Origin of the sequence: Rahnella aquatilis CIP 78.65 = ATCC 33071, from assembly GCF_000241955.1 — a bacterium.
GTDB classification, from domain to species: domain Bacteria; phylum Pseudomonadota; class Gammaproteobacteria; order Enterobacterales; family Enterobacteriaceae; genus Rahnella; species Rahnella aquatilis.
Map to the genome: position 1 here is coordinate 815,738 of NC_016818.1, position 25,970 is coordinate 841,707.

A 25,970-nucleotide genomic window follows, 5' to 3' on the forward strand; every position below is an offset into this window, starting at 1 on the left:
TTTGTGAAATGCGAGCATTCGCCGCGCCCCGATATCAGAATAATGACCGGCAGCCTGAGTGCCCAAGATAATTTTTGTATCATAAAACGAACTTCCCCATATAAAAAAGCCCGATCAAAATGATCAGGCTTTCAATATAGCCAATTACAGGATCCGGCTGATTAATCTGTCGATACGTATTCTGCGCAGACGGCGGATAAGCTTACGGACTTTCACAGGATAATTAGGAATACTTTCCAGTTCCATATAATGCGAGACAACCTGCGTATGCTGGCGAATTTCTTCCAGCTCTTTATGTCGCGCTTCTTCGAGTTCTTTATGCGGATCGTGGATAAGAATGGCATTCTCGAGATCCAGACGCCATGCGCGTGGATTCAGGTTATTACCCGTGATCAACTGCCAGCGATCATCTACCCACATTCCCTTCAGATGGTAACTGTTATCGCCGTCTTTCCACAGGCGAACAATCAGCTGCCCGCTGTCAACGAAGCGTTGTAAACGGCTCAGGAAGCGGCGCAGATTAATTTCATACAAATACGGTAAGGCGCCGATGATTTTGAATGGCTGATCCTGAGGGATATAAAAATCATTCGCGGTTTTATCACCCACGATAATTTCCACCTGCTTACCCCGGCGCAGCAGATGAATGATATTTCTCGCCAGCATGGCCGGCATATTGAAATAAGGTGTACATAGCGTCAGTTTATGCTCCGTACTGGCCATCAGATGATGGATAGTCCGGTTCAACTCATTTTGTTTGCCCAGACCGACGATAGGCGTCACTGCCAGTTCATCATTTCCTGCACTGTCTTTGAAATGATAACCGCTGATGCGCAGGTTCTGACGGAACTGACGTGTTTCGTTTTTGATCTCAATGCTTTTTGGACGATCTTCGCGATCAAGACGCTGTACGGCAGCAGCGGTCAGGATCGACTTCTTTATAAAGTCGGCCATGGCATTTGCCAGCGGGGCGTTAGTCATCAGCTGATAGCGATCGTAGCGGTATTTTTCATGACGATGCAGGTAAACATCATTGAGGCTCGCGCCGCTGTAGATCACCTGATCGTCAATAACAAAGCCCTTGAGATGCAAAACACCTAACGCTTCACGGGTGTTAACCGGAACGCCGTATACCGGCACGGAAAGCTCAGGATGCTCTTTTGCCATGCGACAATACCAGTCAGCATTGGTGTTTGAGGCTGCCGCGCCAATGCGGCCACGCTGAGCACGGTGCCAGTCAACCAGCACACAAATCTCCAGTTCAGGACGTTGTTGCCTGGCGGCATACAGCGCCGACAGCACATCACGACCACCATCATCGTTCTCTAAATAGAGCGCGACCAGATAAATCCGTTGGGTGGCGTTGGCAATGGCTTCGAGCAGCGTCTTACGGAAATCTGCAGGACAGTAGAGCGTTTTTACAGCATCAACCGTTTGGGGGAGTTTGGGCAGTTGAGCAAGGTGTTGTTGATGTTTATTACGTTTGAATTTTGACAACATCACAGTGCGCTTCTTCTCTCTTCATGTAATGGCTTTAGCGGCACAAGCAGACAGTGGTAACCGCACAATCGCTGGATAATACCATTAGTCCTGTCTCATGTGCGCATCTTTTGCCTGTTCACGGTGCAGGCTCACGGTTTTCTGCTGCGAAATCCGGGTCTTTTCCAGTGCCAGTGAAAGGTTCACAATGCCGTCCTGAATCTGAATATCAACGTCGAATTCCAGTTTTCTGGCCAGCGTGATCATGCCACGATTATTGGGCATTGTAATGCCTGTGAGACGTTGCAGGCCGTGCTCTGCCGCATAATGAATCATCTTATCAAGCAGTCGCCTTCCTAGCCCCAGGCCTTTCAGATCCGACCGCACCAGCACTGAGAATTCAGCATCAATATTATCAGGATCCGAGACCGCCCGGGTGACGCCAATAATTTCGCTTTCGTCATCCACAGTATGAATGGCGACGAATGCCATTTCACGGTCATAGTCGATCTGCGTCATGTTCGCTAAATCTTCATGCGTGAACTCATTGATCTCGCTGAAGTAGCGGTAATACAGGTCTTCCTTAGTGACTTTCAGGATAAACGCTTTCAGCAGCGGCTCATCTTCCGGAAGGATTGGCCGGAACAACGCGGGTGATCCGTCTTTCAGTATAACGCGCTCTTCCAGTTCGCGCGGATAAGGGCGAATCGCCAGTCGTGATGGAGCCTCTGCTCCCTGTGCACAAAGCTGCATGGACACGTCGAGCAGGCTGAGTTCGCTGCCGGAAATCAGCAGAGGATGGATATCCAGCCGTTCGATCTCCGGGCAGTCGATAATCAGGTTCGACACGTTCACCAGCAACTGACTCAGCGCCGGAATATCGAGAGGATGCAGGGCATTGCGGCCACGAATTTTGCCGCTCTTCAGCGCCTGAACCACCTGATAACGCGCCAGCGTCATGTTCAGCGGGGGCAGCGAAATCGCCGCCTGTCTTTCAGGTCGCCAGTCAGTGCCGCCTTCGGCCAGCATGATCAGCGGGCCGAAGACCGGATCCTGTTCGACGACTACGCGCAGTTCTTGTGAACCCGGCCGGTTGGCCATGGTTTGCACCAGCAACCCCAGGATCCTTGCGTGTGGAAATGCCTGTCTGGCACGGTCAAAAATGGCATTCGCCGCCTGCTCAACTTCGGCCGGTGTACGCAGATACAGCATCACGCCCTGAACTTCAGAATTATGCGGAATATCCGGGGAGCGCAATTTCAGTGCCACCGGATAACCCACCTGACTGGCGATATTCACGGCTTCGGCACTGTCGCTGGCAATCCATGTCGGCAGCACATTCATGCCGTACGCCTGCAATATCGCCCGGACCTCATGCGTATCCAGTTGTGTGGTGCCTTCCGCCAGCGTCCGGGCGATCAACTGATGCGCCTGATCGGTGTTTTGTTCCAGATCCGCCGGAAGCGCCGGGGTTTCTTTCAGCTGTTTCTGGTTGCGGCGATATTCCACCATGTGCATAAACGCCGTCACCGTGCCTTCCGGCGTGCGGTAGGTCGGGATCCCGGCTTCGGTGAACAGCTTACGGGCTTCCTGCGACGAAAACTCCCCGCACCAGTTGGTCAGGAGCGTGATGTATTTGCCGCGTGAATGCTTCTGGACGGCGTCAATAAGATGGCTGGCGGTCACCGTGCCATGAGCGGCGGCGCTGGGCGCGTGGATCACCAGCAGCGCATCGTAATCGGTGCTGTCGAGCAAGGCGGTCATCACTGCCTGATACAGTTGTGGTGTGGCGTCATCGTGTAAATCCAGCGGATTCGAGACGGCGATATTGTCAGGCAGAACGGCACTCAGTGTTTTACAGGTTTCATCAGTCAGTTTCGCCAGTTTGCCGTTACGGGCAAGCAACTGATCCAGCGCCATGGCAGCCGGAGCGGCACCGTTACTGATGATAAGTAAACGTTCACCCCGCAAAGGCCGCATATGGCTCAGGGTTTCGACGGCGGAAAACAATTCATGGGTATCCTGCACGCGCAGCAAACCGGCGCGCTGAATAGCCGCATCATAGGCGGCGTCGAGGCTCAGCGGGCTATTGAGTAATTGCTGCGCCTGTCCGCTGCGACCACTTTTGATCACCAGAATCGGTTTATTGCGTGATGCACTGCGCGAGGCGGAAAGAAAACGCCGCGCATCGCTGATGTGTTCGAGATACAGCAGAATGGCGCTGGTTTTACTGTCGCGGGCGAGGAAATCCAGCAGGTCATCGACATCAATATCCAGGCTGTCGCCCAGCGACACGAAATAGGAAAAGCCGACGGCACGCTGTTGCGCCCAGTCCAGAATAGTATTGGCGACCGCAGCCGATTGCGAAATAAACGCCAGCTTACCCGGCAGGATGGGCACCGGCGAAAAGCTGGCGTTTAGTTTTTGCCACGGTGCGAGAATGCCGAGACTGTTAGGGCCGAGCAGGCGCATCGAAAAGCGCTGGGCGCAGGCTTTGAGTTCAGCGAATTGTTGTGGCTGTGAGGAAAGCACAATCACGGTTTTACAGCCGCGTTCGCCGAGTTGTTCGAGCAACTCAAGATTGCGGTCAGCATGCGTACAAAGAATGGCGAGATCCGGCGACATCGGCAAACTGGCGACATCCTGCCAGGTCAGCACGCCACACACTGCGCGGTAAGCCGGTGTGACCGGTAAAACCGGGCCGTTGAATCCGCTGTCGAGCAGATTGCGCATCATCAGATATCCGGCCCGACCCGGTTTATTGCTGGCGCCGATGACCGCAATAGATTCTGGTCGTAATAGTGCTTCCAGTCCGCGCTGACTCATAACATCTCCGATTCATCATGTTCCCATGATTCTAGAGGCTTTCTTCACTCTTTGCTGTGAGCTGATGCACCGGATGATGGGGCTTTCCGGCCAGATACTGGGTGCGGAAATGGGTAAAGTGGCGCGAGAGGCCCGCTGAGGCGCTGAAATCTCCGGCTTTTTCCAGCAACGCGGCGGCGACCTCCACGGTGCAATGCAGTTCCGGGCGCGAGGCTTCACGCAGGATATAGCCGGAGCTGGCGCTCACATCGAGAGAGAAAACGGGCAGATTATCCAGATAAGGACTTTTGCGGAACATCTTGCGCGCTTCGTTCCACGTGCCGTCGAGCATAATGAATAAAGGCGGTTTGCTGTCTGCCGGAACTTCGGTAAACACCTGACGCGGTGGTTCGGCGAAAGAGGCCGGAAAAACCACGTAAGCCTGACGTTGCGGATCCGCAATGGCTTCCAGCAGCGCCGGATCGGTTTGCGTGCGTGACCACAAAAACGCCTGCGTATCCGGTAATACGTCCGCGATCAAGCGACCGGTGTTGCTCGGTTTCATCGGTTCAGTGTCAAACATCACCAGACAAAAACGGCTGGTGGCCTGATGAATTTCGCGTGTGGCGCAGATGCAATTGCGTTTGGGCAACAGACAGGTCTGACAGCGTATTGCCCGTGAACCTCGTGCAAGAAAAGGGCGGGTAGATCGGGCTAAACGCTGCTCACGCAGGCGAAGGACGGCGTTGTCTGACATAAGCATTCCGGTTTTCGAAAACGGCTATTCTAATCGCCCGGTGGTGGCAGGCAAGTGGCTTGTGTTCTGAACAGAAAAAGGCCCGTGCGGTGACGGGCCTTCAGCAGGGCTTTATCGCAGCTTATGCGTTACAATGATTCATTAAGCCAGTTGTTGAACGGTGCTTTAGGCATTGCCCCACTCAACATATCGACCATTTTGCCTTCATTAAACACCATAATGGTCGGAATACTGCGGATACGGAATCGCGCGCTCAGTTCAGGTTCAGCTTCGGTGTTCACCTTGATGAAGCGGATTTTACCGGCGCGTTCCTGTGCAACGTCTTCAAAAATTGGCGCGAAGTTAACGCAAGGTCCACACCACGGTGCCCAGAAATCGATGACTACCGGCAGATCATCCTGCAGGTATTTATCCAGCGTGGCAGCGGTTGCGTGAACCACATCGCCTTCAAAAAGTGCATGACCGCAACGACCGCATTTTGCGCCGTCGTCGATACGATCCTCAGGCAGGCGGTTGGTGGCCTGACATGATGAACAAACCGTATTCATAAAATAGCCTCTACATTGCTTAACGTGAGAATGGTATCAACCACAACCCCGGTTTTATCCTTAAAAGCGGTAAAGAACACGGCTGATATGTTACTTATATGTTGTAAGTATGGGGTCGATAGGTCACGTAAACAACGTGGTTTATTCAATGATTACGATAGTTTTTAGCTTTTGGTCCAAAGCCTGTGGCTTAGCTCACAGACATCAGGTAATCTTCGCGCCCTGCGCGTAGGTGGAGAGAAAAATGAACGATTCATTCAGTGGCAAGAACGGCAAAGTCAAAGTGATGTACGTCCGCAGTGACGACGACGGCGATAACCGCAATAACGATAAACGTCCTTCTAACAATAAAGGACGTCCGGGCGATAAACCTCGCCAGGGTTCCCGTCCAGACGATGCCCGCCGCAATGAGCGTCGCAGCAGCGATTCCCGTGGCGATTCCCGCGGCCCGGCACCACGCCGTGGTGATGATCGCCCGCGTCGTCCGGCGCGTGACGACGACGGCCCGTACTCTTCGCCGTGGAAAACAGTTTCACGTCCGCCGGCAGATGAATCTGTTCCGGATCACGGCGGTATCAGCGGTAAAAGTTTTATCGATCCTGAACAACTGCGTCGTCAGCGTCAGGAAGAAACCCGTGTGTATGGCGAAAACGCCTGTCAGGCACTGTTTGCCAGCCGTCCGGACGCCATCGTTCGTGCGTGGTTCGTGCAGTCCGTAACCCCGCGTTTTCGCGAAGCGCTGCGCTGGATGGCGGCGAACCGCAAAGCTTATCATGTGGTTGAAGATGACGAACTGGCGAAAGCGTCCGGTACCGAACACCACGGCGGCGTGTGCTTCCTGATCAAAAAACGTCAGGGTCTGGATGCAGAAACGTATCTGCAAACGGCTCCGGCGAAAGACTGCGTACTGGCGCTGGAAAACGTCGGCAACCCGCACAACCTCGGTGGTATCATGCGTTCTTGTGCGCATTTTGGTATCAACGGGATGATGGTTCAGGATCCGGCTCAGCTGGAATCTGGCGCGGCAGTCCGTACCGCTGAAGGCGGCGCGGAGCATGTTAAAGCCATCAATGCTGATAACTTCCTTGAAGTGCTGGAAACTTTCCGTAAAGCGGGATACACCATCGTGACCACCTCCAGCCATAAAGGTACAGCGCTGGGCAAAGCACAGTTACCGGCCAAAATGGTACTGGTGCTGGGCGAAGAAAGTGATGGTTTGTCTGACAGCGCATGGCAGCAGGGCGACCTGAGCGTGTCAATCGGCGGTACCGGCAAAGTGGAAAGCCTCAACGTTTCCGTGGCATCCGGTATTTTGCTGGCAGAATGGTGGCGTCAGAACCAGGCGTAGTAGCCCGGTTTCAGCCATAAAAAAACGGACGCTTAAGGCGTCCGTTTTGCTTTCTGACTGTCAGGGATTGCCTGAATCAGTGCGCGCCCCCCGCACCGCCGCCACTGGTGAATGGCGGTCGGGCGAACCAGATTAAAATCAGCAACACCAGGAATGCGCCACCGGATAACCAGAAAATCTCATTGGCAGAGATAATTAATCCCTGATTGGTGATCTCCCGCGCTATCCATCCTGAAGCCTGCTGGTGGCTCATGCCGAGGCCTTCCAGCTGCTGATAAGTCTGCGTCGCTGCCGGATTAAACGGCGTGATGTTTTCCGTTAACTGGGCGTGATGCAGCGATTCACGGTTCGACCACAACGTGGTGGTGATTGACGTACCAATCGAACCTGCCAGCGTACGGATAAAGTTCGACAGACTTGATGCCGCCGCCATCCGTTCCGGTGGTAATCCCGACAGAATAATGGTGGTCAGCGGCATGAAGAAGCAACCCACCGCAAAGCCCTGAATAAATTGTGGCCAGGCGGACGCGCCAAAATCCATCCCCGGTTCGAACGTATACGCGCGCCAGAAGAAGCAATAGGCATACATGATAAAGCTGAAGGTCACCAGCTTTCGCATGTCCAGACGATGTGCAAAACGCCCGATAATCGGCGACATCAGTACCGGCAAAATACCCACCGGCGCGGACGCCAGACCGGCCCAGGTGGCGGTATACCCGTAAACCTCCTGCAACAGCTGCGGCAGCAAGACAATGGCGCCGAAATAAAGCATGTAGGCCAGACTGATACACAACACACCAATGGTGAAGTTTCGCGATTTAAACAGTGACAGATCGACGATCGGATGCTCGTCGGTCAGTTCCCAGACCACAAGGAAACAGAGCGCGACCACCGCCACGACCGCCAGCACGATAATTTCTGTCGAGTTAAACCAATCCAGCTCCTTGCCCCGGTCAAGCATCACCTGCAAAGCACCGATACCCAGCACCAGCAGCACTAACCCCACACTGTCGATCGGACGGATCTGCGTGGCGGTTTCGCGTCCCTTCAGCGTTCTGAGCGTCAGGAACACCACGGCCAGGCCGATCGGTACATTGATGAAGAAGATCCAACCCCAGTGGTAGTTATCACTGATATACCCGCCGAGGATCGGCCCGCAAATTGGGGCGACGATCACCGTCATCGACCAGAGCGCGAGCGCGGTACTTCGCTTGGCCGGCGGATAGTTATTCAGTAACAGACTTTGTGACAATGGGATCAGCGGACCTGCCACCACGCCCTGCAACACACGGAAGAAGATCAGCATTTCCAGACTGTTGGACATTCCGCACAACCACGAAGCAAGGGCAAACAGCACTGTGGACCACAGGAACAGTTTGACCTCACCGATGCGTTTTGCCAGCCAGCCGGTGATCGGGATCGAGATGGCGTTCGCCACCCCGAACGAGGTAATCACCCAGGTGCCCTGTGAGTTTGAGGCACCCAGATTCCCGGCGATGGTCGGGATCGCCACGTTGGCGATCGTCGAGTCCAGCACCTGCATAAAGGTGGCCATAGACAAAGCCACCGTCATCCAGGCCAGCGGGGCGCCTACCAGCGGTTTATTTGCCACAGAGGCCTCCGGATGTTTTAGCCTGCATTGGCATGAATAACGTCAGAAATAATGGCGTTAACCGGCGCCAGATCCAGCGTCAGTGCTGAAGTCTGATACAGCGGTTCGCTGCGGACTTTATTGGCCAGCACCAGACCCTCGCGGTTCTGAGTATCCACCGTCACCAGCGTCGATAAACCAATACGCAACGGATGTTCAGCCACTTCCTGATCGTTGAGTTCGATACGTACAGGCAGGCGCTGAACCACTTTGATCCAGTTGCCGGTGGCATTTTGCGCCGGTAACAGCGAGAACGCGCCGCCGGTACCCATATCCATACCGACCACTTTGCCGTGATATTTCACGTCGTCGCCGTACATATCGCTGACCACGGTTGCCACCTGACCAATACGCATATTGGCGAGCTGGGTTTCTTTAAAATTGGCATCGACCCAGATGTGATGCGCTGGCACCACGGCCATCAGGGAAGTTGTCGGGCTGATCTGCTGGCCAATTTGAACAGCACGGCGCGAGACGAAACCGTCAACAGGGCTGCGCACTTTAGTACGTTGCAGGGCAAGCCATGCGTCACGAACCTGAGCGGCTGCCTGCAGAACCTGCGGTTGCTTATCGACCGGCGTATCCAGAATCATCGCCTGGTTGGCGTTGTATTGCTGAACGGCGACATCGTATTGTGCTTTCGCGGTATCGACGGCGTCACGGGCGTGTTGCAGTTCTTCACGGCCAATCGCATCGACATTACCCAGCACAATGCGGCGCTTAAGGTCAGTCTGCGCCTGTTGCAGTTGCGTCTGACGCAGCGCGATATTGGCCTGATATTGCTTACCGTTAATGATCAACTGATGCGTCTGACGCACACTGTTCGCCAGCGCCGTTTTAGAGCGCTCGAAAGCCTGCTCTGCATCGGTCGGATCGAGGGTCACCAGCACGTCACCTTTTTTCACAAAGTCGGTGCTGTCGAAATTGACGTCGGTCACGCTGCCCGACACTTGCGCCATAATCTGCACCTGGTTACCGGCCACATAAGCATCGTCGGTAGACTGGAAGTGACGTAATACCAGCAGCCAGTAGAACAGGTAGGCGATGGCGATAATAATGAAAATCCCGGTTAACAAGAGCATCGCGACTTTGCGCGTTTTCTTCTTATTTTTCGGAGCTTGCGGCGTTGCCTGAGTATCGGCATTTGCGCTCATGGTCTTCTCCACACTGAGTCTTTTATTATGATTTTAGGTCCGCTGCCGGGGCCTGATAGCCACCCCCAAGCGCACGGATGAGACTGATTTTTGCCTGCATCAACTGACTGCTGGCAGTGAGTTGCGCCTGCTGTTGTTGCAGGAGCGCTGACTGGCTGGTTAACAGCTCATCCCGTCCGATGACGCCAGCGTTGTATCTTGCATCTGAAACGCGATACACCTCGTCCAGCGATTTAGCGGCAGAAGACGCCTGCTGCAATTGTTCAACGCTGCTTTTCGAGACCGTAATGGCATCCGCAGTTTGCTGGATGGCGTTCAGGATGGTCTGGTTATACGACTCAACGGACTGGTCATATAACGCGGACTCTTCGCCCAGTTTGGCGCGCAGCGCACCGGCGTGGAAAATCGGCAGCGAAATGGCCGGCGCGATATTCCAGGCTTTACTGGCTGCTTCAAAAAGATTCGGGCTGGTGCCACCAAAGTTAGTGGTCGTCAGGCCACCGAAGGCACTGATAGAAAGGCTTGGGTAAAACTCTTTTTTCGCGGCGCTGACGCTCTGGGAATAGGATTCCACCAGATCACGCTGTGCGGCAATGTCAGGGCGTTTGCCGAGTAAATCCAGCGTCAGCTCACCTTGAGGTGCCAGCGCGTCTGGCGACGGCAATGCTACGGCGTGCAGCCCGTCCATCGCATCCGGGCCACGTCCCGCCAGCGCGGAAAGCTGATGGCGCAGCTGTTCGGTTTGCGACTTCAGATTGATGATTTGCTGTTTCGCGTTGTCGGCCTGTGCCTGGGTTTGCTGCGGAATTTCAATGCCGTACACACCGGCCTGATATTGCGCTTTGCGCAAATCAGCCAGATGCTGATTATTGTCCACTTCGTGTTGCAGAATATCCTGCAAGGCAAGATTGGCCTGCAACTGATAATAGGCTGACGCCACCGAACTGGTCAGCGTCAGAGCGGCTTCAGCCTGTTCGGCACGGGCGGAATCGACCTGTGCTTTCGCGGCATTCACCTGATTGCGGTATTTACCCCACCAGTCAAACTCATAGCTCAGATTCAGCCCGAGGCTGTTGCTGCTGTCGTAAATTGGCGCTTCGGGATAACTGGTCAGAAACGGCGGGATTGTGTTTTTTGCCACACGTTCACGACGCGTTGAACCGTTCAGATCCAGATAAGGGCCATTGGCGGCATCGGCCTCTCCCATCACACTTTGCGCTTCGCGCACCCGGGCGGCTGCCTGACGTAATGATGGCGAGTTTTGCAACGTCGTGGTCATCAGATTATCGAGTTGCGGGTCATTAAGACTGCGCCACCACTGAGGGCCGATAGTCAGGGAACTGACTTTTGCCTGCTGCAGATGAAGCTGTTGCGTATCCAGCAGCGACGACTGAGGGGCAATATTATTACCGGAGGCACAGCCGGCCAAAATCAAAACGGCAAACAGCGGCGTAAGCCTCCAGCGAGCTTGGAGTGACATGTGTGGTTTACCTGAACTGAAATCTAGAGTTGTTGTAGTGCTGTCGCATCCATCTGATCAAGGCGAGTTAACAGTTTGCGCGTCAGGGTTTCTAACTGCTTCTGTTCATCTGCGTCTAGCGTCGACCAGAGGAAGTGCAGGCTCTTATGTTGAGGCGGCAGTAACTTCTGAATAAAGGCTTCACCGTCAGCCGTCAGGTGCAAATGCAGGCACCGGCGGTCGTTATCGCTTTCACGGCGTTCGATCCATCCGCGCTTTTCCAGCTCATCCGCAATACGGGTGGCGTTGGTGCGGGATGAACCCAGCGCAGAGCTGAGCTCCGAAGGCTGAATGCTGTGACTTTCCTGCGCATCAAGGGTGAGCAACGCCATAAACAGCGTTTCATTAATTCCTTGTGCTTTCAGCATCTTATTACGGTTTTCAAGCAATTTACTTTGCATGTGCATACACAGGCGGGTCAGCAAAATTTCCTGATAAGGAAAATCTTTTTGCTTTTTAGCCCGGAAATTTAACATGTTTTCAATTGGCGCGAACGAACTGTCCATATGAGAAGCCTCATTAGTTACGAATGACATAGTAACGATGGTAATTAATAATATCAATGTCATGAATCACCAATTCTTTAGCAATTAGTGTTATCCATAACTCCGGTGAATTATTCGATGTTTAATGTATCGGGCAGACTTTGCCCGGTTGTTACCTCGCGGTAAAAAAAGTCTTCAGCCTGCCAGCAGCATCACCTTGAACACCAGACCGTACGCGACGGCACCGGTCAGGGTGGCAATAATAATGCTTTTGGTACGCCAGAAAATCAGTGCGAGCAGAGCGAAACCCGCCAGCGACGGCAGCAGCTTTTGCTGATCGCGCAGAATTTCAGGGGTGCCTGAAACCACCAGCAGCGCGCAAATTGAAGCGATACCAATGCTGTCGAGCACGCGGGATAACGGGCCACTTTTCAGTCCTGATTTCTGCCGCGAACCCAGGCGCAGAGGCAGATACCGGAACAGGTAATTGACGGTGCCGACGAGCAGACAAACCAGAATGACATCAGTGCTCATCTGAGGGGATCTCCGTGGCAGAATGGGCGTCGGGGCGTTGCAGCAAGGCGGCGAGACACCCGGCGCTCAGACCGCAGCCGATAGCCGCGGGAATCGACCAGAACAGCAGCCCGCCCAGCGCACCGGCCAGTGAGGCGACAAACACCATGCTCTGTCGGCGCTTAAAGGCTGCCAGCAAAAAACTCAGGAACAGCGCTGGTAACATAAATCCCAGTGCGGCTTCGATGGCGGGGAAATTTTCCAGCGGACCATTGCCAAACAGCGCACCTGCTGCGGTGCCGGAAACCCATGAAAGCCATGATGACAACGCAATGCCGCACATCCAGTTTTCACTCCAGCTGCGTTTATCACGGATGAGTTTGGCCGTAGCGGCAGCGAACACTTCGTCCGTCAGGCCGAATGCCCAGAGCGCGGTTTTTTTGCCATTGAGTTTCCCCACCAGACGGTTACGCAGCGACGGGCCATACAGCACGTGCCGGACATCCATCGCCATCACGGTCAGGGCGGAAACCCACAACGACATTCCTGCGCTGAGCAGCGCGGTGATCACAAACTGACTGGCGCCAGCGTAGATGAGAATGGAAAACAGCAGACTTTCAGCGGGTGTAAAACCCAGTTTGACGGCGCTAAGCCCGAATGCAAAAGCGATGGGCAGATAACCAATCACGATAGGCAGGCTATCGTTAATACCTTGTGCGAAAGTGGAAACGTGGACGGGGTCAGGTGCTTCGAGATCTGGATTGGTTTGCATGGGTGTTTGAAACATTGTGAAACCGGATGGTTGCCGGCAAATAATTCATGGCGTAAACATTACCAGACTGTAAGTATCGTTGACACCCTTTGGTTCAAATAAATTTCTTCAATGACTATTCGCAAGCTAATCAGGAGGAGTGATGGTTCCCTCCTGATGTAGTTTCGTATGTTATCAGGCCAGTGTGTACTTATGGCCCTTCCACCAGACCAGTAAATTCAGTAGACACATGATGATGCCTGCTGCTGAGACCCCGTACCAGCCCGCCGCCTGATAGGCTGAAGCCGACACCAGCGACCCCACTGCACCACCAATAAAGTATGTCGTCATGTAACCCGCGGTCAGACGGTTACGCGCTTCCGGCATCGTTTTATAGATAACGCTTTGGTTGGTGATGTGTACGCCCTGAACCGAAAGGTCCAAAATGATGATGCCGATAATCAGCGAAATCACCGAATATTGCCCGTATGCAATCGCAGCCCATGACAACAACAGCAATATCAGACCCGCTGTCGTGGTCAGATGCGCTTTGCCTTTATCCGCCAGATTCCCGGCACGGGTGGCCGCCAGCGCACCCGCCGCGCCCACCAGACCAAACAGGCCGATCACCCCTTCGGAATAGCGATACGCCGGGCCTGCGAGCAGGAACGCCATTGAGGTCCAGAGAATGCTGAAGTTGGCAAAACAGAACATACCGAGCAGCGCACGGGTGCGTAAAACAGGCGTACAGATGAACAGGGTGAAAATGGATTTCAGCAACTGCGGATAGTTCAGATCTGTTTTCTGCTGATGCTTAGGCAGTTTGCGCCACAGTACCAGCGCCATCACGATCATCAGCGCACTGGCGACCCAGTACACCGTCCGCCAGCCCCCGAGCGATGCCAGTGCCCCCGCGACGGTACGCGCCAGCAGGATCCCCAGTAACAGGCCGGACATAATCAGCCCGACAATTTTACCGCGACGCTCAGGTTCCGCCAGCGTGGCCGCCAGCGGCACCAGAATTTGTGCCACTACCGAGAACAGTCCGGTGAGCGCCGTCCCGATCAGCATGATGGTCAGCGTCGGTGCCATTGCCGTGATCAGCAATCCGGCGGCAGAAAGCAGCGTCATCAGTACAATCAGACCGCGACGTTCAAACATATCGCCCAGTGGTACGATAAACATCAGGCCACAGGCATAACCGAGCTGGGCCACGGTGACAATAAATCCGGCCTGATTCACCGACAGGCTGAATGCGCGGGCGATGGTTTCCAGCAGCGGTTGCGGATAATAGTTACTGGCGACGGCAAGTCCGGTGGCGACCGCCATCAGAATAATCAGCGCCGGGCTGAGCGGAGAATGTGTTGTAGTTTTTTTCATAATGAGAATAAACGGATCTTATTGAAGAAGCAGGGAAAGGCGAATGACGATTATCGTTTTGGTCAAAATATTAAACCAATGAATAGTTTTAATGGCAACTATCTGGTTTTGTAATAAACGCAATAATAAGGAAGCAGCAGGAGGCGTTTCCTGCTGCCAGATTGTCAGGCCAGCAATTCCTTACGTGCCGCCATCGCCAGAAAATGGCTGCGGTCGCGATACGACGGATGATTTTTAACTTTATTATCAATGCGCTTGATCAGGGTGTCAGGCAGCGAAATATTGATCCGGTGTGCTTTCCCTTCGAATTCTGAGAGATCAATATCAATCAGAAACCAGGTATCGAAGTCGGCATATTCGGGACTGGCGGCATAGACTAAATGGCCCGCGTCGAAAATGTCGTCAACCACGAAACGTTCGCTGTCGATCAAATCTTCTACTGTCATCAGGATGGCTTCGCGAACCATAGGGCCGATTTCTTCACGGGTATCCGCTGCAGAAAAACATCCGTAATCAAACGCGGTAAAGGCAGGCACCACCATACCGTAGGCGGTTTTGTCATCTTTTGGTGTTTCAAGACCGACTGAAAAGAACATATTCAACCTCCGGTTGCAGGATCATATCCCTGCCATTTTCATAATGGATTTGAGAGTTCCCACAGGTAAATCATTTTTGGGGTGGGGAACGGGAAATGTTTTGTTGGTGATGGGTGACCACCAAATTTGATGACTTCCTCCCCGGTGACGCTTGAGTTCACAACCCGCTGCAAGCAGCGCTTTAATCAATTCCGTCGATTTCATAAGCTCTCCCTGGTGAGGAATAATTATACACACGAATACACACGAACTCAATCACCCCACAAAAAAACGGGCGGAGATTTCTCTCCGCCCGCGGGTCTGACTGAGTCTGTGACTGCGTTATTTCGCTGCGGCAGCCGCTTCCTTCACCCAGCCGTCGAACTGTTCCTGATGGGCTTTAATCCAGCCATCGGTCTGTGCATCAATATCGGCTTCTGAATTTTTACCGGCATGCATGGCGGCGTTTTGCGCATTGATGTCTTTCAGAGGCAGTTTCATGATGGCAAACAGTTTCGCCGCTGCCGGGTTTTTCTCAGCCCAGGCTTTGTTCGCCACGATGTGCATGGTGCTCACCGGGAAACCGTAGTTTTTGCCGTTTGGCAGCTTGGTGTCGGCGTTTTTATCCCCCGGCACTACTGAGAACGGTACCTGCATCCACAACACGTCTTTGCCCGGGATCAGGACATTGCTGACCCAGTACGGCGTCCAGGTGTAATAGAAGATCGGTTTTCCTTCTTTGTAACGCGTAATGGTGTCGGCGATCATCGCAGAATAGTTACCCTGATTATGGGTCACGGTATCTTCCAGACCATAAGCTTTTAACTGCTCATTCAGTGCCGCTTCACAACCCCAACCCGGCGTACAGCCGGTCAGATCGGCTTTGCCGTCACCGTTGGTATCAAACAGTTTGGCCAGTTTCGGGTCTTTCAGCTGTTCGATATTGGTGATGTGATACTTCTCAGCGGTTTTCTTATCGATCAGCCAGCCTTGTGCCGCACCGGTCACGTAGGTGCCTTCACGGTAAAAGACTTTATCGCCACCGGCGGCTTTGTACATTTCATCATGCAGCGGTGACCAGTTGACGGCGGTGAATGTCGCATCTCCGGCCGCAATGGTGGTGTAGCCGACGTTATAATCGACTTCGCGTGTCGGCTGGACGTCATAACCCAGTTTTTCCAGCGCTTTATTCACCAGCTCAGTCTGAAATGTCTCTTCGCTGATGGTGCTCTGGATGGGCGTCACGGTGACGCCTTTACCCGGCAGATCGGCGGCGAATGAGGTGACTGTTGCAAATGTGGTGAGGGCAGCAACGGCCCAGAGTCCTGTCTTTTTCATAAATTCCTCGATTTTTATCATGCGTTATTTTGCTGCGGCGGCAGCTTCTTTGATCCAGCCATCGAAGGTCGCCTGATGTGCCTTGATCCAGCCATCAACGTGCTGCCGGATATCCTCAGAAGACGATTCCCCTTCATGCATCCGCAGGTTCTGCGCATTCACGTCGGCCAGAGGGAGTTTCATGAGGGCGAACAGTTTCGCGGCTGCCGGGTTTTTCTCAGCCCAGGCTTTATTCGCTACGATGTGTTCGTTATTGACCGGGAAGCCGTAGTTCTTACCGTTCGGCAGCGTGGTATCGAGATCTTTCTGCGAACCCGGATTGGCCGAGAACGGCACAGTCAGCCAGACCACGTCTTTGCCCGGTTTCATCTCGTTGCTGACCCAGTACGGCGTCCAGGTGAAGTACAACACCGGCTTGCCGGACTTATAGCGGGTGAGGGTATCGGCGATAATGGCCGAATAGTTGCCTTCGTTTTGCGTCACGGTATTGCTCAGGCCGTAGGCTTTGATTTGAGTATTGATCACCTGATCGCAGACCCAGCCCGGATTACAGCCCGCCATATCGGCTTTGCCGTCGCCGTCGGTATCAAACAGTTTGGCGATTTTCGGATCTTTCAGCTGTGACAAATCGTGGATGTGATATTTGTCGGCGGTTTTTTTGTCGATCAGATAACCCTGTGCCGCGCCGCTGATGTAGGTGCCCTGACGGTAGAACTTCTGGTCGCCACCGGCTGCGTTATACATGTCTTTTTGCAGCGGCTCCCAGTTCACCGCCATGTAGGTGGAATCGCCGCTGGCAATGGCGGTATACGCGACGTTGTAGTCCACTTCGCCGGTTTGCTGAACGTCGTAGCCCAGTTTTTCCAGCGCGCGGTTAACCAGTTCGGTCTGAAAGGCTTCTTCCGCGATGGTACTTTGCAACGGTTTGACGACCACGCCTTTGCCCGGTAAATCGGCAGCGAACGTTGTTGAGGATGTGACGAGTGTGCTCAGGGCTAGTGCCCAAATAGATGTTGTGCGCATGGTGAACCCTTATTCTTTTCCTCTTCATCATTGAGTTGTCGCCCGAATGATTTTGAGGATTGTTTATCAATACGTAAGAGTGGACTGCGTTGTTTTAGCTTTTGAGAGTTCCCGGCAGCGAACCGCCGGGAAAAGTGCAGTGTGTGAATCAGGCTTTCTTCGTGAAAGGTTTCATCACCAGACCGACAGGACCGCGGGTGAACCAGCGGTGGCCGCCTTTGCTGCGGCTGTCGCGTCCCATCGACTGGGTGAGACGGTCAAGGATGATGGCGAGAATAACGATACCCGCCCCCCCGACTGACGCCAGACCCATATCCAGACGGCCGATACCGCGCAGTACCATCTGGCCCAGACCCCCTACGGCGATCATCGAGGCGATAACCACCATCGACAGCGCCAGCATCAGCGTCTGGTTGATACCTGCCATGATGGTCGGCATGGCCAGCGGCAACTGCACTTTAAACAGCAACTGACGCGGGCTGGAACCAAAGGATTTCGCCGCTTCGATCAGATCTTCCGGCACCTGATTAATACCCAGAATCGTCAGACGTACCACCGGCGGCAGGGCGAAGATGATCGTCACCACTACGCCCGGCACGTTACCGATACCAAACAGCATGACGATCGGCACCAGATACACGAACGCTGGCGTGGTCTGCATGGCATCGAGTAACGGCCTGATAATTTTGGCTGCCTTCTGACTGCGGGCCAGCCAGATACCGAGCGGCAGACCTATCAAGATACAGAAGAACAGCGAGGTCAGAACCAGCGCCAGCGTGACCATTGCCTGTGACCAGGCACCGATTGCGCCAATCAGTACCAGCGAAACCAGCGTGGCCGCACCCATACCGAAACCGGCCATCTGCCAGGCGAGCAGGGCGAAGACCAGGATCGCAATCGGTGCAGGCAGGGATTCCAGACCGTGCTGGAAACCGCTCAGGACGAAATCGACCGGCACGCGGATCCCCTGGAATACCGGGCGGAAGTTGCCCACCAGCCAGTCGATCCCTTCCGTGACCCAGCGGTCGAGCGGGATCAGCGTGCTGTGAAACGGATCGAGAATATTAAAATGCTGATGATGTTCCGGCGCGACGCTCAGCCAGTCGTTGGTCTGGGCGGCGGCGTGATGTGTGGCGTCCGGTGTGCTGGTCGCGGCATCGCTGCCGCCGCCCCACGGATCACTGCTGCCCGCATCGGCTGGCGCGGCGTCAGCTTGTGGCGCGACACCACCACTGGCGTTATCGGCACTCCACGGATCCACGGAAGGATCCAGAGCCTGTGTCTGAGCGGCCTGTGCATGCTGTGTAATGGTGTTCGTTATGGTTGAAGTGCTCATTCGTTACCCCCTTCTTTGTCCAGAGCCTGAAGCAGCATGGCTTTGGAAATAATGCCGATATAGTTATTGTCCTCATTGATGACCGGCACGGCGCAAGGCGCGGCGGCGACATGAGAAATCAGTTCGCTGAGTGGCATGTCTGCCTGCACGGCTGCCGGAGATTCCAGCAGGGCGCTTTCCAGCGGCTGATTGGTTTTGAGCGCAGTTTTCAGCGATTCAATCGACACCACGCCGATGAATTTCTGTCCACGTTCAAGCACATAACCATATTCGCGGTCTTCATCTTCGAGCAGCTTGAGGGCGGCACGGGGACCAAAACCGGGGGTTTTACGAATAAGCGCGCCACGACGGCGGGCAATGTCTTTGGCGCTGAAGACCTGACTGATATCCACACCACGGAAGAAGGTGCGCACATAATCGTTGGCCGGATTATTGAGAATGTCTTCCGGCGTGCCGACCTGCACCACTTCGCCGCCCTGCATAATGGCGATACGGTCGCCGATACGCATGGCTTCGTCCAGATCATGGGAAATAAACACGATGGTGCGCTGATGCTGAGCCTGAAGCTTCACCAGTTCATCCTGCATTTCGGTACGAATTAACGGGTCGAGTGCCGAGAAGGCTTCATCCATCAGCAGAATATCAGGGTTGTTGGCCATCGCGCGGGCCAAACCGACACGCTGACGCATCCCGCCGGACAATTCATCCGGATAAGAGTTGGCATAGTTTTCCAGCCCGACCTGACGCAGTGCATCAATCGCTTTGGCATTGCGCTCTTCCACCGGCACACCTGCCAGCTCCATACCAAACGCCGTGTTGTTCAACACGGTCAGGTGTGGCATCAGCGCAAAAGACTGAAACACCATACTGATTTTGCTGCGGCGTACCTGGCGTAATTTTGCTTCTGAGATTTTGGCGATATCTTCGCCGTCGATCAGGACTTCGCCGCGGGTGGGCTCTATCAGACGATTGAGAAGGCGTACCATGGTGGATTTACCGGAACCGGATAACCCCATGATGACGAAAATCTCGCCTTCTTCAATGGCCAGACTGGCATTCTTAACGCCAAGTGAAAGACCTGTTTTCTCAAAAATTTCTTCTTTACCCTTGCCTGCGTCAATCATCTTGAAAGCGCGATCCGGGTTTTCGCCAAATACCTTATAAAGGTTCTTTACTTCGATTTTAATTGCCATGCAATATGCATTCCTTGGATATAAATAGCCGTATCGGCTCGATGTCTAATTTTTGTGTTGGACCGTATAGGGTTTTGCCTGTTACCAAATAGTGAACGCGTTATACCCTAACACATCGAAATTCTGAGACAAGTCTCAATGTTTCCGGAGAATATTCATGGTTGGTTTTCCGGTTACGTATTTATCTGTATTTTCGGTGGTTAATTTCATTCAGCATGCGTTGACAATTAATGACAAATTACCGCGTGTCTTCGTTTGAGGTTTTTACCTAATTCCCCGGCGGAAATATGCGCTGTAAATATAATTAATTATATGATTTAATTGAAATTAATGACTTTTGTTTGAGCGAAATTTTGGGGTGTAATAATTGCGTGATTTAAATGAAATTAATGCGTAACCCTCACGGCGTGTTGACAGGTGTAAATAGAGATTTCAGATTTATGTGAAAGCCGTGAATTTACCGGTTGTCTGAAAGATGAATGCACAGTGAAATAATAGTCTGAACCGGCAGGGGAAGCCGGAAATTCGCCGGTGATGACACCGGCAGAGAGTGTGAAATTCGTCCAGTGAAACAGCCAGAATTCGGCATCAGGAAGATGGTTTGCCGTCATCGGCTATTTTTCGATACAGGCGCCTCGGATGTCCGATATTTCCGTACTGCATCTCCACGGCGATAAAGCCAATTTCCACACAGTATTCGAGATAACGGCGACCTGTCGTTTTGCTGATCCCAACTTCTTCCACCACCTGTTCGACCGACCAGCTGACGTCAGGTCTGGCGGTAAAAGCACGCTGAACCAGTTCCAGTGTATTCGGCTCAATGCCTTTGGCGGAAGGCGCTGACGGCGCATCGGTAGCGGGCAGATTGAACAGTTTATCCAGCGCCCGTTGATCAACCACTTTGACATTACGCAGGGTTTGCACCAGTTGCATAAAGCGTTCAAGCGAACTGCGCAGACGATGGAATGACACCGGCTTGATAATGTAATCGAATGCGCCACTGCGCATCGCCTGACTACAGGTTTGCATATCGCTGGCGGCGGTAATGAAAATCACCGAGCAATCGACGCTTTTCAGCAACGGGCTGTCGATCAAATCGACCCCCTGACCGTCGGGCAAATAGTTATCCAGCAAGATCAGCCGTGGCTGATGCTGCCGCAGCAGGGAACGCGCCTGTTCCAGCGTGGCCGCAATACCGACCACGCGCAGATTGAAATTTTGCTCGATAAAGTCACGATGCAGACCGGCCAGATGCGGCTCATCTTCCACAATCACGACATCGAGTGCGCTGCTGTTATTCATGGTTCTGTCCTGTTGAGGCTTCCGCCGGGTACGGGATAAAGACTGAAAATATCGTACCTTGCGGCGTGTTGTCTGAGATTTCGATGCTGCCACCCGCCTGACGGACATAACCGGCCACCAGATACAGGCCGATACCGTGTTCTGCGCCTGTGGCGTCCTGCCCGCTGGAAGGCTTGCTGGTGACGCCTTGTTCAAACAGGTGCGGCTTAAGTTCGTCTTCCACACCGCTGCCCTGATCGGCGACTTCAATCAGCAGCTCACGGTTCCTGTCGGAAATATACAATTCGACCGGTGCCGGTGGCGTCAGTGCTTTCAGCGTGGCATCCACGGCGTTATCCAGCAAATTACCCATCACTGACATCAGTTCGGTTTCACTGATGGTCGCCGGAATGCGGGTTAGCTGACAAGCGGGGTCGAAACTCAGCCCGACACCTTTTTCGCGCGCGCTGACGTATTTTCCCAGCAGCAGGCCGCACAGCGCCGGCGAGGTAAAGCGCGCCGAGACGAAATCCAGTACCGCCTGCGCGCCTTGCGACTGTGCCTGAATATAGTGCATGGCGTCGTCGTAACGCTGCATTTGCAGCAAGCCTGCCAGCGTAGCGGTCCAGTTCAGTTGTTCATGGCGCATGATGCGCAGATTATCGGCGTAGCGTTTCACCTGACTCAGCTGGCTGCTCAGTGTATTAATGTCGTTTTTATCGCGGAAACTGAATACCCAGCCACTTTCTGCACCGGGTTCAAGTTCGATTGGCACACGATTGACGATCACCTGGCGCTGATTAAGTACCGTAATCTGATCATGCTGGCTGTTATTTTCACTGACCCCGCTTTGCGTAAAAAATGCGGGTGGCGTATGCAGTACCTCCGCCAGCGGTTTCCCCAGCAATTCGTTTTCGGGCTGGCGGATATCCAGTAACTCGCGTGCGGCACGGTTAATCAAAATCAGCTGTTTTTCAGCGTTAACAGCAAATACGCCCTCATACATGGCTTCCAGCAACGCTTTTTGCTGGCGAACCAGCAGGGCGATAGCTTTGGGCTCCAGCCAGAACATCTGTTTTTTAACGTTGCGGGTAAACATCCATGAAAAAATAAACAGCAGTAATAAAAGCAGCAAACCGTATAAACCGGCCTGCGCCAGACGGCGGCCATTAATATTATCGATGTAAGACGTGAGATAACCGACCGAGACAATACCGATCACCTGATTATTCGCATCCAGAATCGGGGCTTTGCTGCGCAAGGAAACGCCAATGCCGCCCTGACGCACAGAAATAATGGTTTTACCGGCCAGCACACCGGCGTTATCACCGCCAATCATCGGCAGGTCTATGCGCTCCGGCGATTCGGAATGATAAAGATGCAGCTCGCGGGTATCGCCGATAACGATATAACTGGCGTCACTTTTATCGCGTAATGGCTGGATAAGTTGTGCGATACCGGGGATATCCCGCGTCTTAACTTTCTGCGCCAGCCCCGGCATCAGCGCGATCTCGCTGGCCTGAACCCGCGCTCGCTGACCGAGATCATGATGCAACTGGCGGTCGATAATATGAAATAAAATAGCCCCGAGCAGTGCCAGCAACACGCAGGAAAATACCACCAGAGATAAAAATAGTTTTACCTGAAAAGGTAATCTGAATTTCATACGACCTGCTGCAAGGCGAACCTGAGATAGACATTCAATAAGCCTATCACGGCGAAATGTGAGTCGTAATCGCAGAGAATCGGAGTTGTGAACAGAAGATTAAAATAATGATTATTTCACACAGTAATAACAGGGTTAATAGCGGTATTTACTACTAATCTTATAATCCTTATAAATCAGGGTGCATTAACACCATAAACACCATAACAACCTTTATCCCTGCGATTTTAATTTGAACAACCTCACATCCGGCTGACCGGCTGTTTTCATATGCTCAGACCCTCAATAAGAAAAGTATTCAGAAAAAAGAGGCAATGTCATGAGCACAACCGACGATTCCTACATCGCTGTCAAAGAAACGAAAACCTCCGGCCTTTCAGCCAGACAAAAATGGTGGCACATTCTGGATAACTACAAGATAGGTATTATCCCGCTGCCCTTTTTCCTGCTGGCGGGGGTGCTGATCCTGCTTGACTGCCTGAACGGCAAGTTGCCGGGTGATATCGTGGTGATGGTCGCCACGCTGGCCTTCTTTGGTTTTGCCTGCGGTGAATTCGGGAAACGCTTACCGGTGGTGGGTAAACTGGGGGCCGCGGCGATTTGTGCCACTTTTATTCCTTCGGCGATGGTGCATTACGGCCTGCTGCCGGATGTTGTTGTTGATTCCACAGTCAAATTCTATAAATCCACCAATATTCTCTACCTTTATATCTGCTGCATTATTGTCGGCAGCATTATGAGCATGAACCGTCAGGTGCTGATCCAGGGCTTTATGCGTATTTTCGTACCGATGCTGTGCGGGGAAGTGGTCGGCATGATTGCCGGTATGGCGATGGGCACTGTGTTAGGTTTACCGCCAATGCAAACCTTCTTCTTCCTGATCCTGCCGATCATGGCTGGCGGTGTAGGGGAAGGTGCGATCCCGCTGTCGATGGGTTACGCGACCATTCTGCATATGGAGCAGGGCGTGGCGCTTGGGCGCATTCTGCCGATTGTGATGCTTGGCGGTCTGACGGCTATCGTGCTGGCGGGCGTACTGAACCAGCTTGGAAAACGTTATCCACATCTGACGGGCGAAGGCCAGCTCATGCCGTCGAAAAAAGGCCAGATGGGCAGTGGCACCGATGAATTTGAGGGCAATCCGGGCGTCAACGCGCTGGCCTGTGGGGCACTGCTGGCGATCCTGCTGTACATGGTCGGCATGCTGGGTCAGAAATGGATCGGCCTGCCGGCGCCGGTCGGCATGCTGTTTGCGGCGGTACTGGTGAAACTGGCGAACGGCGTCTCGCCGACCATCCAGCACGGTTCAATGACGGTGTATAAATTCTTCCGTACGGCGGTAACTTATCCGGTGTTGTTCGCGGTGGGTGTAGCGATCACGCCGTGGCAGGAACTGATCAACGCTTTCACCCTTCAGAACCTGCTGGTCATTGTGACCACGGTGATGGCGCTGGTGGGCACCGGTTTTTATGTGGGTAAGAAAATTGGTATGCACCCTATCGATGTGGCGATTGTCTCCTGCTGCCAGAGCGGGCAGGGCGGCACTGGCGACGTGGCGATTCTGACATCCGGCAACCGCATGACGCTGATGCCTTTCGCGCAAATCGCTACCCGTATCGGCGGTGCCATCAACGTTTCTGTCGGTCTGTTTGTTCTGGCGAAGTTCTTCTCATAACATCTTCACCCACCCCTTCAGCCTGAGGGGGGGGGGTCCTGAGAAAAAATCCCCAGTCCAATTTTGGACTCAATTCAACCTGCTTATTTATTGTTCAGCGGTTATTATTTGCGCACTCAGAGACGAGTCACCCGCCCCGTGAGCAGGTTCCCACGTAAGGAAGAGCACTATTTTTTGACCAAAGAATCCACGCATGTTCCGTATTAAATCGCTTGTTTCTGCTTTACTACTTCTCGTTACCGGTTTGTTTAGCATCCAGTCCTTTGCTTTTGATATGCCAAAAGAATTTGAGTCTATGGACAGCTATAAATTTTTTCATGGCGAACTTTTTAATGAAAAAGGATCCCCCGTGACTGCGGTCAATGCGGGCAACTCAGAAAATATTAAAAGCGCCCTGCTGGCTGAATATCCACGCTGGAAAGGGACACATTACCGCTGGGGCGGAACCACACACAAAGGCGTCGATTGCTCGGCGCTGATGCAGCATCTCTTCAGGGATTCTCTGCAAACACGTCTGCCAAGAACCACCTTTCAGCAAATCAGGAACGGCAGAAAGGTGAGTAAAAATAACCTGAAACCGGGAGATTTAGTGTTTTTCAAAACGTCGCCGGGCGATCGTCATGTCGGCGTGTATGTCGGGGATCATCAGTTCATTCATGCCTCGAAAATTGAAGGCGTTACTATTTCATCACTGGATAATCAGTATTGGGTTGATCATTACGAAACAGCACGCCGCCTGACATTCATCAGTTGATCAGTCGACGTTTTAATAAATTTTTTTAATGTTATGAATTTGCAGAATTATATTTCCGATTAACGAATGCTTTAGTCATTATTAATTAGAAAGATTGTTATTAGTTGTGGATAATCGTTTTTCATTTTTTATTTAAAATAATATTTCAGGTTAGGTTTTTTATGCATTCAGTTATTAATCGCCGTATCACCAAAACGCTTGCGTTGGTTATTCTTGCCGGGGGATTGCTCTCCGGATGTGATTCGAAAACTGTCGGGGATAAAGAAGTGAAATTCGTAAATATTGAACAAGTCGTCAATGAATCAGGTCTTGCCGCCCAACAAAAAACGCATCTCGAAGCTGTTTATAAGAGCCTTCAGGGTACGGCTAAACAAGCGGAAGAAATCTATAAAACCATGACGCCGGAAAAGGCAGCACAGGTTCGTCAGGCTGATACTAAAGCTCTGAATGCCCAATGGCAGGTACAGATGCAAGCGGCGCGTCAGGTTGTTGCAGATCAGATTAAAAAGTCGGCGGAACAATACCGGGTTGCTCACAAGATTGGAGCAATCTTGCCTGTCCAAACGACGGTAAGTTATGCGAAAGATCTGGATATCAGTACAGAACTGGCGGCTCAGCTGAAGACTGAAAAAGTAACTTTTGGCGAATTGCCTAAATTAACGCCGAAAATGGCACCACAACCGGCGGCTAAAACCCCAGAAGCCAAAAAATAATTTCCCTGTTATTTGCTTTACCCGTA

General features: G+C 52.9%; 24 protein-coding genes. 4 read left to right on the plus strand and 20 right to left on the minus strand.

Features of this window, described 5'->3' with window-relative positions; genetic code table 11:
* Nucleotides 1-144: 144 nt before the first annotated feature.
* The 5 genes from pssA to trxC all read right to left on the minus strand — a co-directional run bounded on the left by pssA (nt 145) and on the right by trxC (nt 5,589).
* Nucleotides 145-1,497, minus strand: a complete 1,353-nt coding sequence (gene pssA / locus RAHAQ2_RS03730; RefSeq protein WP_238532071.1) for a CDP-diacylglycerol--serine O-phosphatidyltransferase — start codon at nt 1,495-1,497, stop codon at nt 145-147.
* Entirely contained in the window at nt 1,478-1,525 is a 48-nt protein-coding gene (locus RAHAQ2_RS25900; RefSeq protein ID WP_217203873.1) for a hypothetical protein, read from the minus strand. Before RAHAQ2_RS25900 ends, pssA begins: the two co-directional genes overlap by 20 nt.
* Before the next feature lie 59 nt (nt 1,526-1,584).
* The gene (locus tag RAHAQ2_RS03735) at nt 1,585-4,305 is read right to left on the minus strand and encodes a bifunctional acetate--CoA ligase family protein/GNAT family N-acetyltransferase (RefSeq protein WP_015695961.1); all 2,721 of its coding nucleotides are present in this window, start codon (nt 4,303-4,305) and stop codon (nt 1,585-1,587) included.
* Between the two features lie 31 nt (nt 4,306-4,336).
* Entirely contained in the window at nt 4,337-5,041 is a 705-nt protein-coding gene (locus RAHAQ2_RS03740) for a tRNA-uridine aminocarboxypropyltransferase (protein WP_015695962.1), read from the minus strand.
* Nucleotides 5,042-5,169: 128 nt separating this feature from the next.
* Nucleotides 5,170-5,589, minus strand: coding sequence for a thioredoxin TrxC (gene trxC / locus RAHAQ2_RS03745; RefSeq protein WP_015695963.1), 420 nt, complete (start codon nt 5,587-5,589; stop codon nt 5,170-5,172).
* Nucleotides 5,590-5,833: 244 nt separating this feature from the next.
* Here trxC and RAHAQ2_RS03750 point away from each other — a divergent pair, with 244 nt between their 5' ends.
* Entirely contained in the window at nt 5,834-6,937 is a 1,104-nt protein-coding gene (locus RAHAQ2_RS03750; protein WP_015695964.1) for a tRNA/rRNA methyltransferase, read from the plus strand.
* Between the two features lie 76 nt (nt 6,938-7,013).
* Here RAHAQ2_RS03750 and emrB read toward each other — a convergent pair whose 3' ends face one another.
* The 15 genes from emrB to RAHAQ2_RS03830 all read right to left on the minus strand — a co-directional run bounded on the left by emrB (nt 7,014) and on the right by RAHAQ2_RS03830 (nt 22,802).
* The gene (emrB, locus tag RAHAQ2_RS03755; protein WP_015695965.1) at nt 7,014-8,549 is read right to left on the minus strand and encodes a multidrug efflux MFS transporter permease subunit EmrB; all 1,536 of its coding nucleotides are present in this window, start codon (nt 8,547-8,549) and stop codon (nt 7,014-7,016) included.
* Nucleotides 8,550-8,566: 17 nt separating this feature from the next.
* Complete coding sequence (emrA, locus tag RAHAQ2_RS03760; RefSeq protein WP_015695966.1) at nt 8,567-9,742, minus strand: multidrug efflux MFS transporter periplasmic adaptor subunit EmrA; 1,176 nt, start codon at nt 9,740-9,742, stop codon at nt 8,567-8,569.
* 25 nt (nt 9,743-9,767) lie between these two features.
* On the minus strand, nt 9,768-11,222 hold the full coding sequence (locus RAHAQ2_RS03765) for an efflux transporter outer membrane subunit (RefSeq protein ID WP_015695967.1): 1,455 nt from the start codon (nt 11,220-11,222) through the stop codon (nt 9,768-9,770).
* Nucleotides 11,223-11,245: 23 nt separating this feature from the next.
* The gene (gene mprA / locus RAHAQ2_RS03770; RefSeq protein ID WP_015695968.1) at nt 11,246-11,767 is read right to left on the minus strand and encodes a transcriptional repressor MprA; all 522 of its coding nucleotides are present in this window, start codon (nt 11,765-11,767) and stop codon (nt 11,246-11,248) included.
* A gap of 174 nt (nt 11,768-11,941) precedes the next feature.
* Entirely contained in the window at nt 11,942-12,280 is a 339-nt protein-coding gene (ygaH, locus tag RAHAQ2_RS03775) for an L-valine transporter subunit YgaH (RefSeq protein WP_015695969.1), read from the minus strand.
* Complete coding sequence (locus tag RAHAQ2_RS03780; RefSeq protein ID WP_015695970.1) at nt 12,270-13,031, minus strand: AzlC family ABC transporter permease; 762 nt, start codon at nt 13,029-13,031, stop codon at nt 12,270-12,272. Before RAHAQ2_RS03780 ends, ygaH begins: the two co-directional genes overlap by 11 nt.
* Nucleotides 13,032-13,205: 174 nt before the next feature.
* Nucleotides 13,206-14,390 carry an MFS transporter gene (locus tag RAHAQ2_RS03785; protein WP_015695971.1) on the minus strand — a complete coding sequence of 395 codons (1,185 nt, stop codon included), beginning with the start codon at nt 14,388-14,390 and terminating at the stop codon, nt 13,206-13,208.
* Between the two features lie 164 nt (nt 14,391-14,554).
* A complete protein-coding gene (locus RAHAQ2_RS03790) occupies nt 14,555-14,986 on the minus strand; it encodes a type II toxin-antitoxin system HicB family antitoxin (RefSeq protein ID WP_015695972.1) in 432 nt (143 codons plus the stop codon).
* 21 nt (nt 14,987-15,007) lie between these two features.
* Complete coding sequence (locus RAHAQ2_RS03795) at nt 15,008-15,190, minus strand: type II toxin-antitoxin system HicA family toxin (protein WP_015695973.1); 183 nt, start codon at nt 15,188-15,190, stop codon at nt 15,008-15,010.
* A gap of 117 nt (nt 15,191-15,307) precedes the next feature.
* Nucleotides 15,308-16,303: a glycine betaine/L-proline ABC transporter substrate-binding protein ProX gene (gene proX, locus RAHAQ2_RS03800; RefSeq protein WP_015695974.1), complete on the minus strand. Its 996-nt coding sequence runs from the start codon at nt 16,301-16,303 to the stop codon at nt 15,308-15,310.
* 24 nt (nt 16,304-16,327) lie between these two features.
* Nucleotides 16,328-17,326: a glycine betaine/L-proline ABC transporter substrate-binding protein ProX gene (gene proX / locus RAHAQ2_RS03805; RefSeq protein WP_015695975.1), complete on the minus strand. Its 999-nt coding sequence runs from the start codon at nt 17,324-17,326 to the stop codon at nt 16,328-16,330.
* Between the two features lie 148 nt (nt 17,327-17,474).
* Complete coding sequence (gene proW, locus RAHAQ2_RS03810; protein WP_015695976.1) at nt 17,475-18,662, minus strand: glycine betaine/L-proline ABC transporter permease ProW; 1,188 nt, start codon at nt 18,660-18,662, stop codon at nt 17,475-17,477.
* Nucleotides 18,659-19,855, minus strand: a complete 1,197-nt coding sequence (gene proV / locus RAHAQ2_RS03815) for a glycine betaine/L-proline ABC transporter ATP-binding protein ProV (RefSeq protein ID WP_015695977.1) — start codon at nt 19,853-19,855, stop codon at nt 18,659-18,661. The genes proW and proV overlap by 4 nt, the downstream gene beginning before the upstream one ends.
* Before the next feature lie 588 nt (nt 19,856-20,443).
* Nucleotides 20,444-21,157 carry a response regulator gene (locus tag RAHAQ2_RS03825; protein WP_015695979.1) on the minus strand — a complete coding sequence of 238 codons (714 nt, stop codon included), beginning with the start codon at nt 21,155-21,157 and terminating at the stop codon, nt 20,444-20,446.
* Nucleotides 21,150-22,802, minus strand: a complete 1,653-nt coding sequence (locus RAHAQ2_RS03830) for an ATP-binding protein (protein WP_015695980.1) — start codon at nt 22,800-22,802, stop codon at nt 21,150-21,152. Before RAHAQ2_RS03830 ends, RAHAQ2_RS03825 begins: the two co-directional genes overlap by 8 nt.
* 319 nt (nt 22,803-23,121) lie before the next feature.
* Here RAHAQ2_RS03830 and RAHAQ2_RS03835 point away from each other — a divergent pair, with 319 nt between their 5' ends.
* The 3 genes from RAHAQ2_RS03835 (at nt 23,122) to RAHAQ2_RS03845 (ending at nt 25,944) form a co-directional block, all read left to right on the plus strand.
* Complete coding sequence (locus RAHAQ2_RS03835; protein WP_015695981.1) at nt 23,122-24,477, plus strand: 2-hydroxycarboxylate transporter family protein; 1,356 nt, start codon at nt 23,122-23,124, stop codon at nt 24,475-24,477.
* A gap of 193 nt (nt 24,478-24,670) precedes the next feature.
* Nucleotides 24,671-25,231 carry an NlpC/P60 family protein gene (locus RAHAQ2_RS03840; protein ID WP_015695982.1) on the plus strand — a complete coding sequence of 187 codons (561 nt, stop codon included), beginning with the start codon at nt 24,671-24,673 and terminating at the stop codon, nt 25,229-25,231.
* A 161-nt stretch (nt 25,232-25,392) separates the two neighbouring features.
* The gene (locus tag RAHAQ2_RS03845; RefSeq protein ID WP_015695983.1) at nt 25,393-25,944 is read left to right on the plus strand and encodes an OmpH family outer membrane protein; all 552 of its coding nucleotides are present in this window, start codon (nt 25,393-25,395) and stop codon (nt 25,942-25,944) included.
* The last annotated feature ends 26 nt before the right edge of the window (nt 25,945-25,970 follow it).

Bases quoted from the DNA above. Each gene is read 5' to 3' on its own strand.
- RAHAQ2_RS03735 (WP_015695961.1), bottom strand. From the start codon at position 4,305: ATGAGTCAGCGCGGACTGGAAGCACTATTACGACCAGAATCTATTGCG.
- RAHAQ2_RS03740 (WP_015695962.1), bottom strand. From the start codon at position 5,041: ATGTCAGACAACGCCGTCCTTCGCCTGCGTGAGCAGCGTTTAGCCCGA.
- trxC (WP_015695963.1), bottom strand. From the start codon at position 5,589: ATGAATACGGTTTGTTCATCATGTCAGGCCACCAACCGCCTGCCTGAG.
- RAHAQ2_RS03750 (WP_015695964.1), top strand. From the start codon at position 5,834: ATGAACGATTCATTCAGTGGCAAGAACGGCAAAGTCAAAGTGATGTAC.
- emrA (WP_015695966.1), bottom strand. From the start codon at position 9,742: ATGAGCGCAAATGCCGATACTCAGGCAACGCCGCAAGCTCCGAAAAAT.
- RAHAQ2_RS03765 (WP_015695967.1), bottom strand. From the start codon at position 11,222: ATGTCACTCCAAGCTCGCTGGAGGCTTACGCCGCTGTTTGCCGTTTTG.
- mprA (WP_015695968.1), bottom strand. From the start codon at position 11,767: ATGGACAGTTCGTTCGCGCCAATTGAAAACATGTTAAATTTCCGGGCT.
- ygaH (WP_015695969.1), bottom strand. From the start codon at position 12,280: ATGAGCACTGATGTCATTCTGGTTTGTCTGCTCGTCGGCACCGTCAAT.
- RAHAQ2_RS03780 (WP_015695970.1), bottom strand. From the start codon at position 13,031: ATGCAAACCAATCCAGATCTCGAAGCACCTGACCCCGTCCACGTTTCC.
- RAHAQ2_RS03785 (WP_015695971.1), bottom strand. From the start codon at position 14,390: ATGAAAAAAACTACAACACATTCTCCGCTCAGCCCGGCGCTGATTATT.
- RAHAQ2_RS03790 (WP_015695972.1), bottom strand. From the start codon at position 14,986: ATGTTCTTTTCAGTCGGTCTTGAAACACCAAAAGATGACAAAACCGCC.
- RAHAQ2_RS03795 (WP_015695973.1), bottom strand. From the start codon at position 15,190: ATGAAATCGACGGAATTGATTAAAGCGCTGCTTGCAGCGGGTTGTGAA.
- proX (WP_015695974.1), bottom strand. From the start codon at position 16,303: ATGAAAAAGACAGGACTCTGGGCCGTTGCTGCCCTCACCACATTTGCA.
- proX (WP_015695975.1), bottom strand. From the start codon at position 17,326: ATGCGCACAACATCTATTTGGGCACTAGCCCTGAGCACACTCGTCACA.
- proW (WP_015695976.1), bottom strand. From the start codon at position 18,662: ATGAGCACTTCAACCATAACGAACACCATTACACAGCATGCACAGGCC.
- proV (WP_015695977.1), bottom strand. From the start codon at position 19,855: ATGGCAATTAAAATCGAAGTAAAGAACCTTTATAAGGTATTTGGCGAA.
- RAHAQ2_RS03825 (WP_015695979.1), bottom strand. From the start codon at position 21,157: ATGAATAACAGCAGCGCACTCGATGTCGTGATTGTGGAAGATGAGCCG.
- RAHAQ2_RS03830 (WP_015695980.1), bottom strand. From the start codon at position 22,802: ATGAAATTCAGATTACCTTTTCAGGTAAAACTATTTTTATCTCTGGTG.
- RAHAQ2_RS03835 (WP_015695981.1), top strand. From the start codon at position 23,122: ATGAGCACAACCGACGATTCCTACATCGCTGTCAAAGAAACGAAAACC.
- RAHAQ2_RS03840 (WP_015695982.1), top strand. From the start codon at position 24,671: ATGTTCCGTATTAAATCGCTTGTTTCTGCTTTACTACTTCTCGTTACC.
- RAHAQ2_RS03845 (WP_015695983.1), top strand. From the start codon at position 25,393: ATGCATTCAGTTATTAATCGCCGTATCACCAAAACGCTTGCGTTGGTT.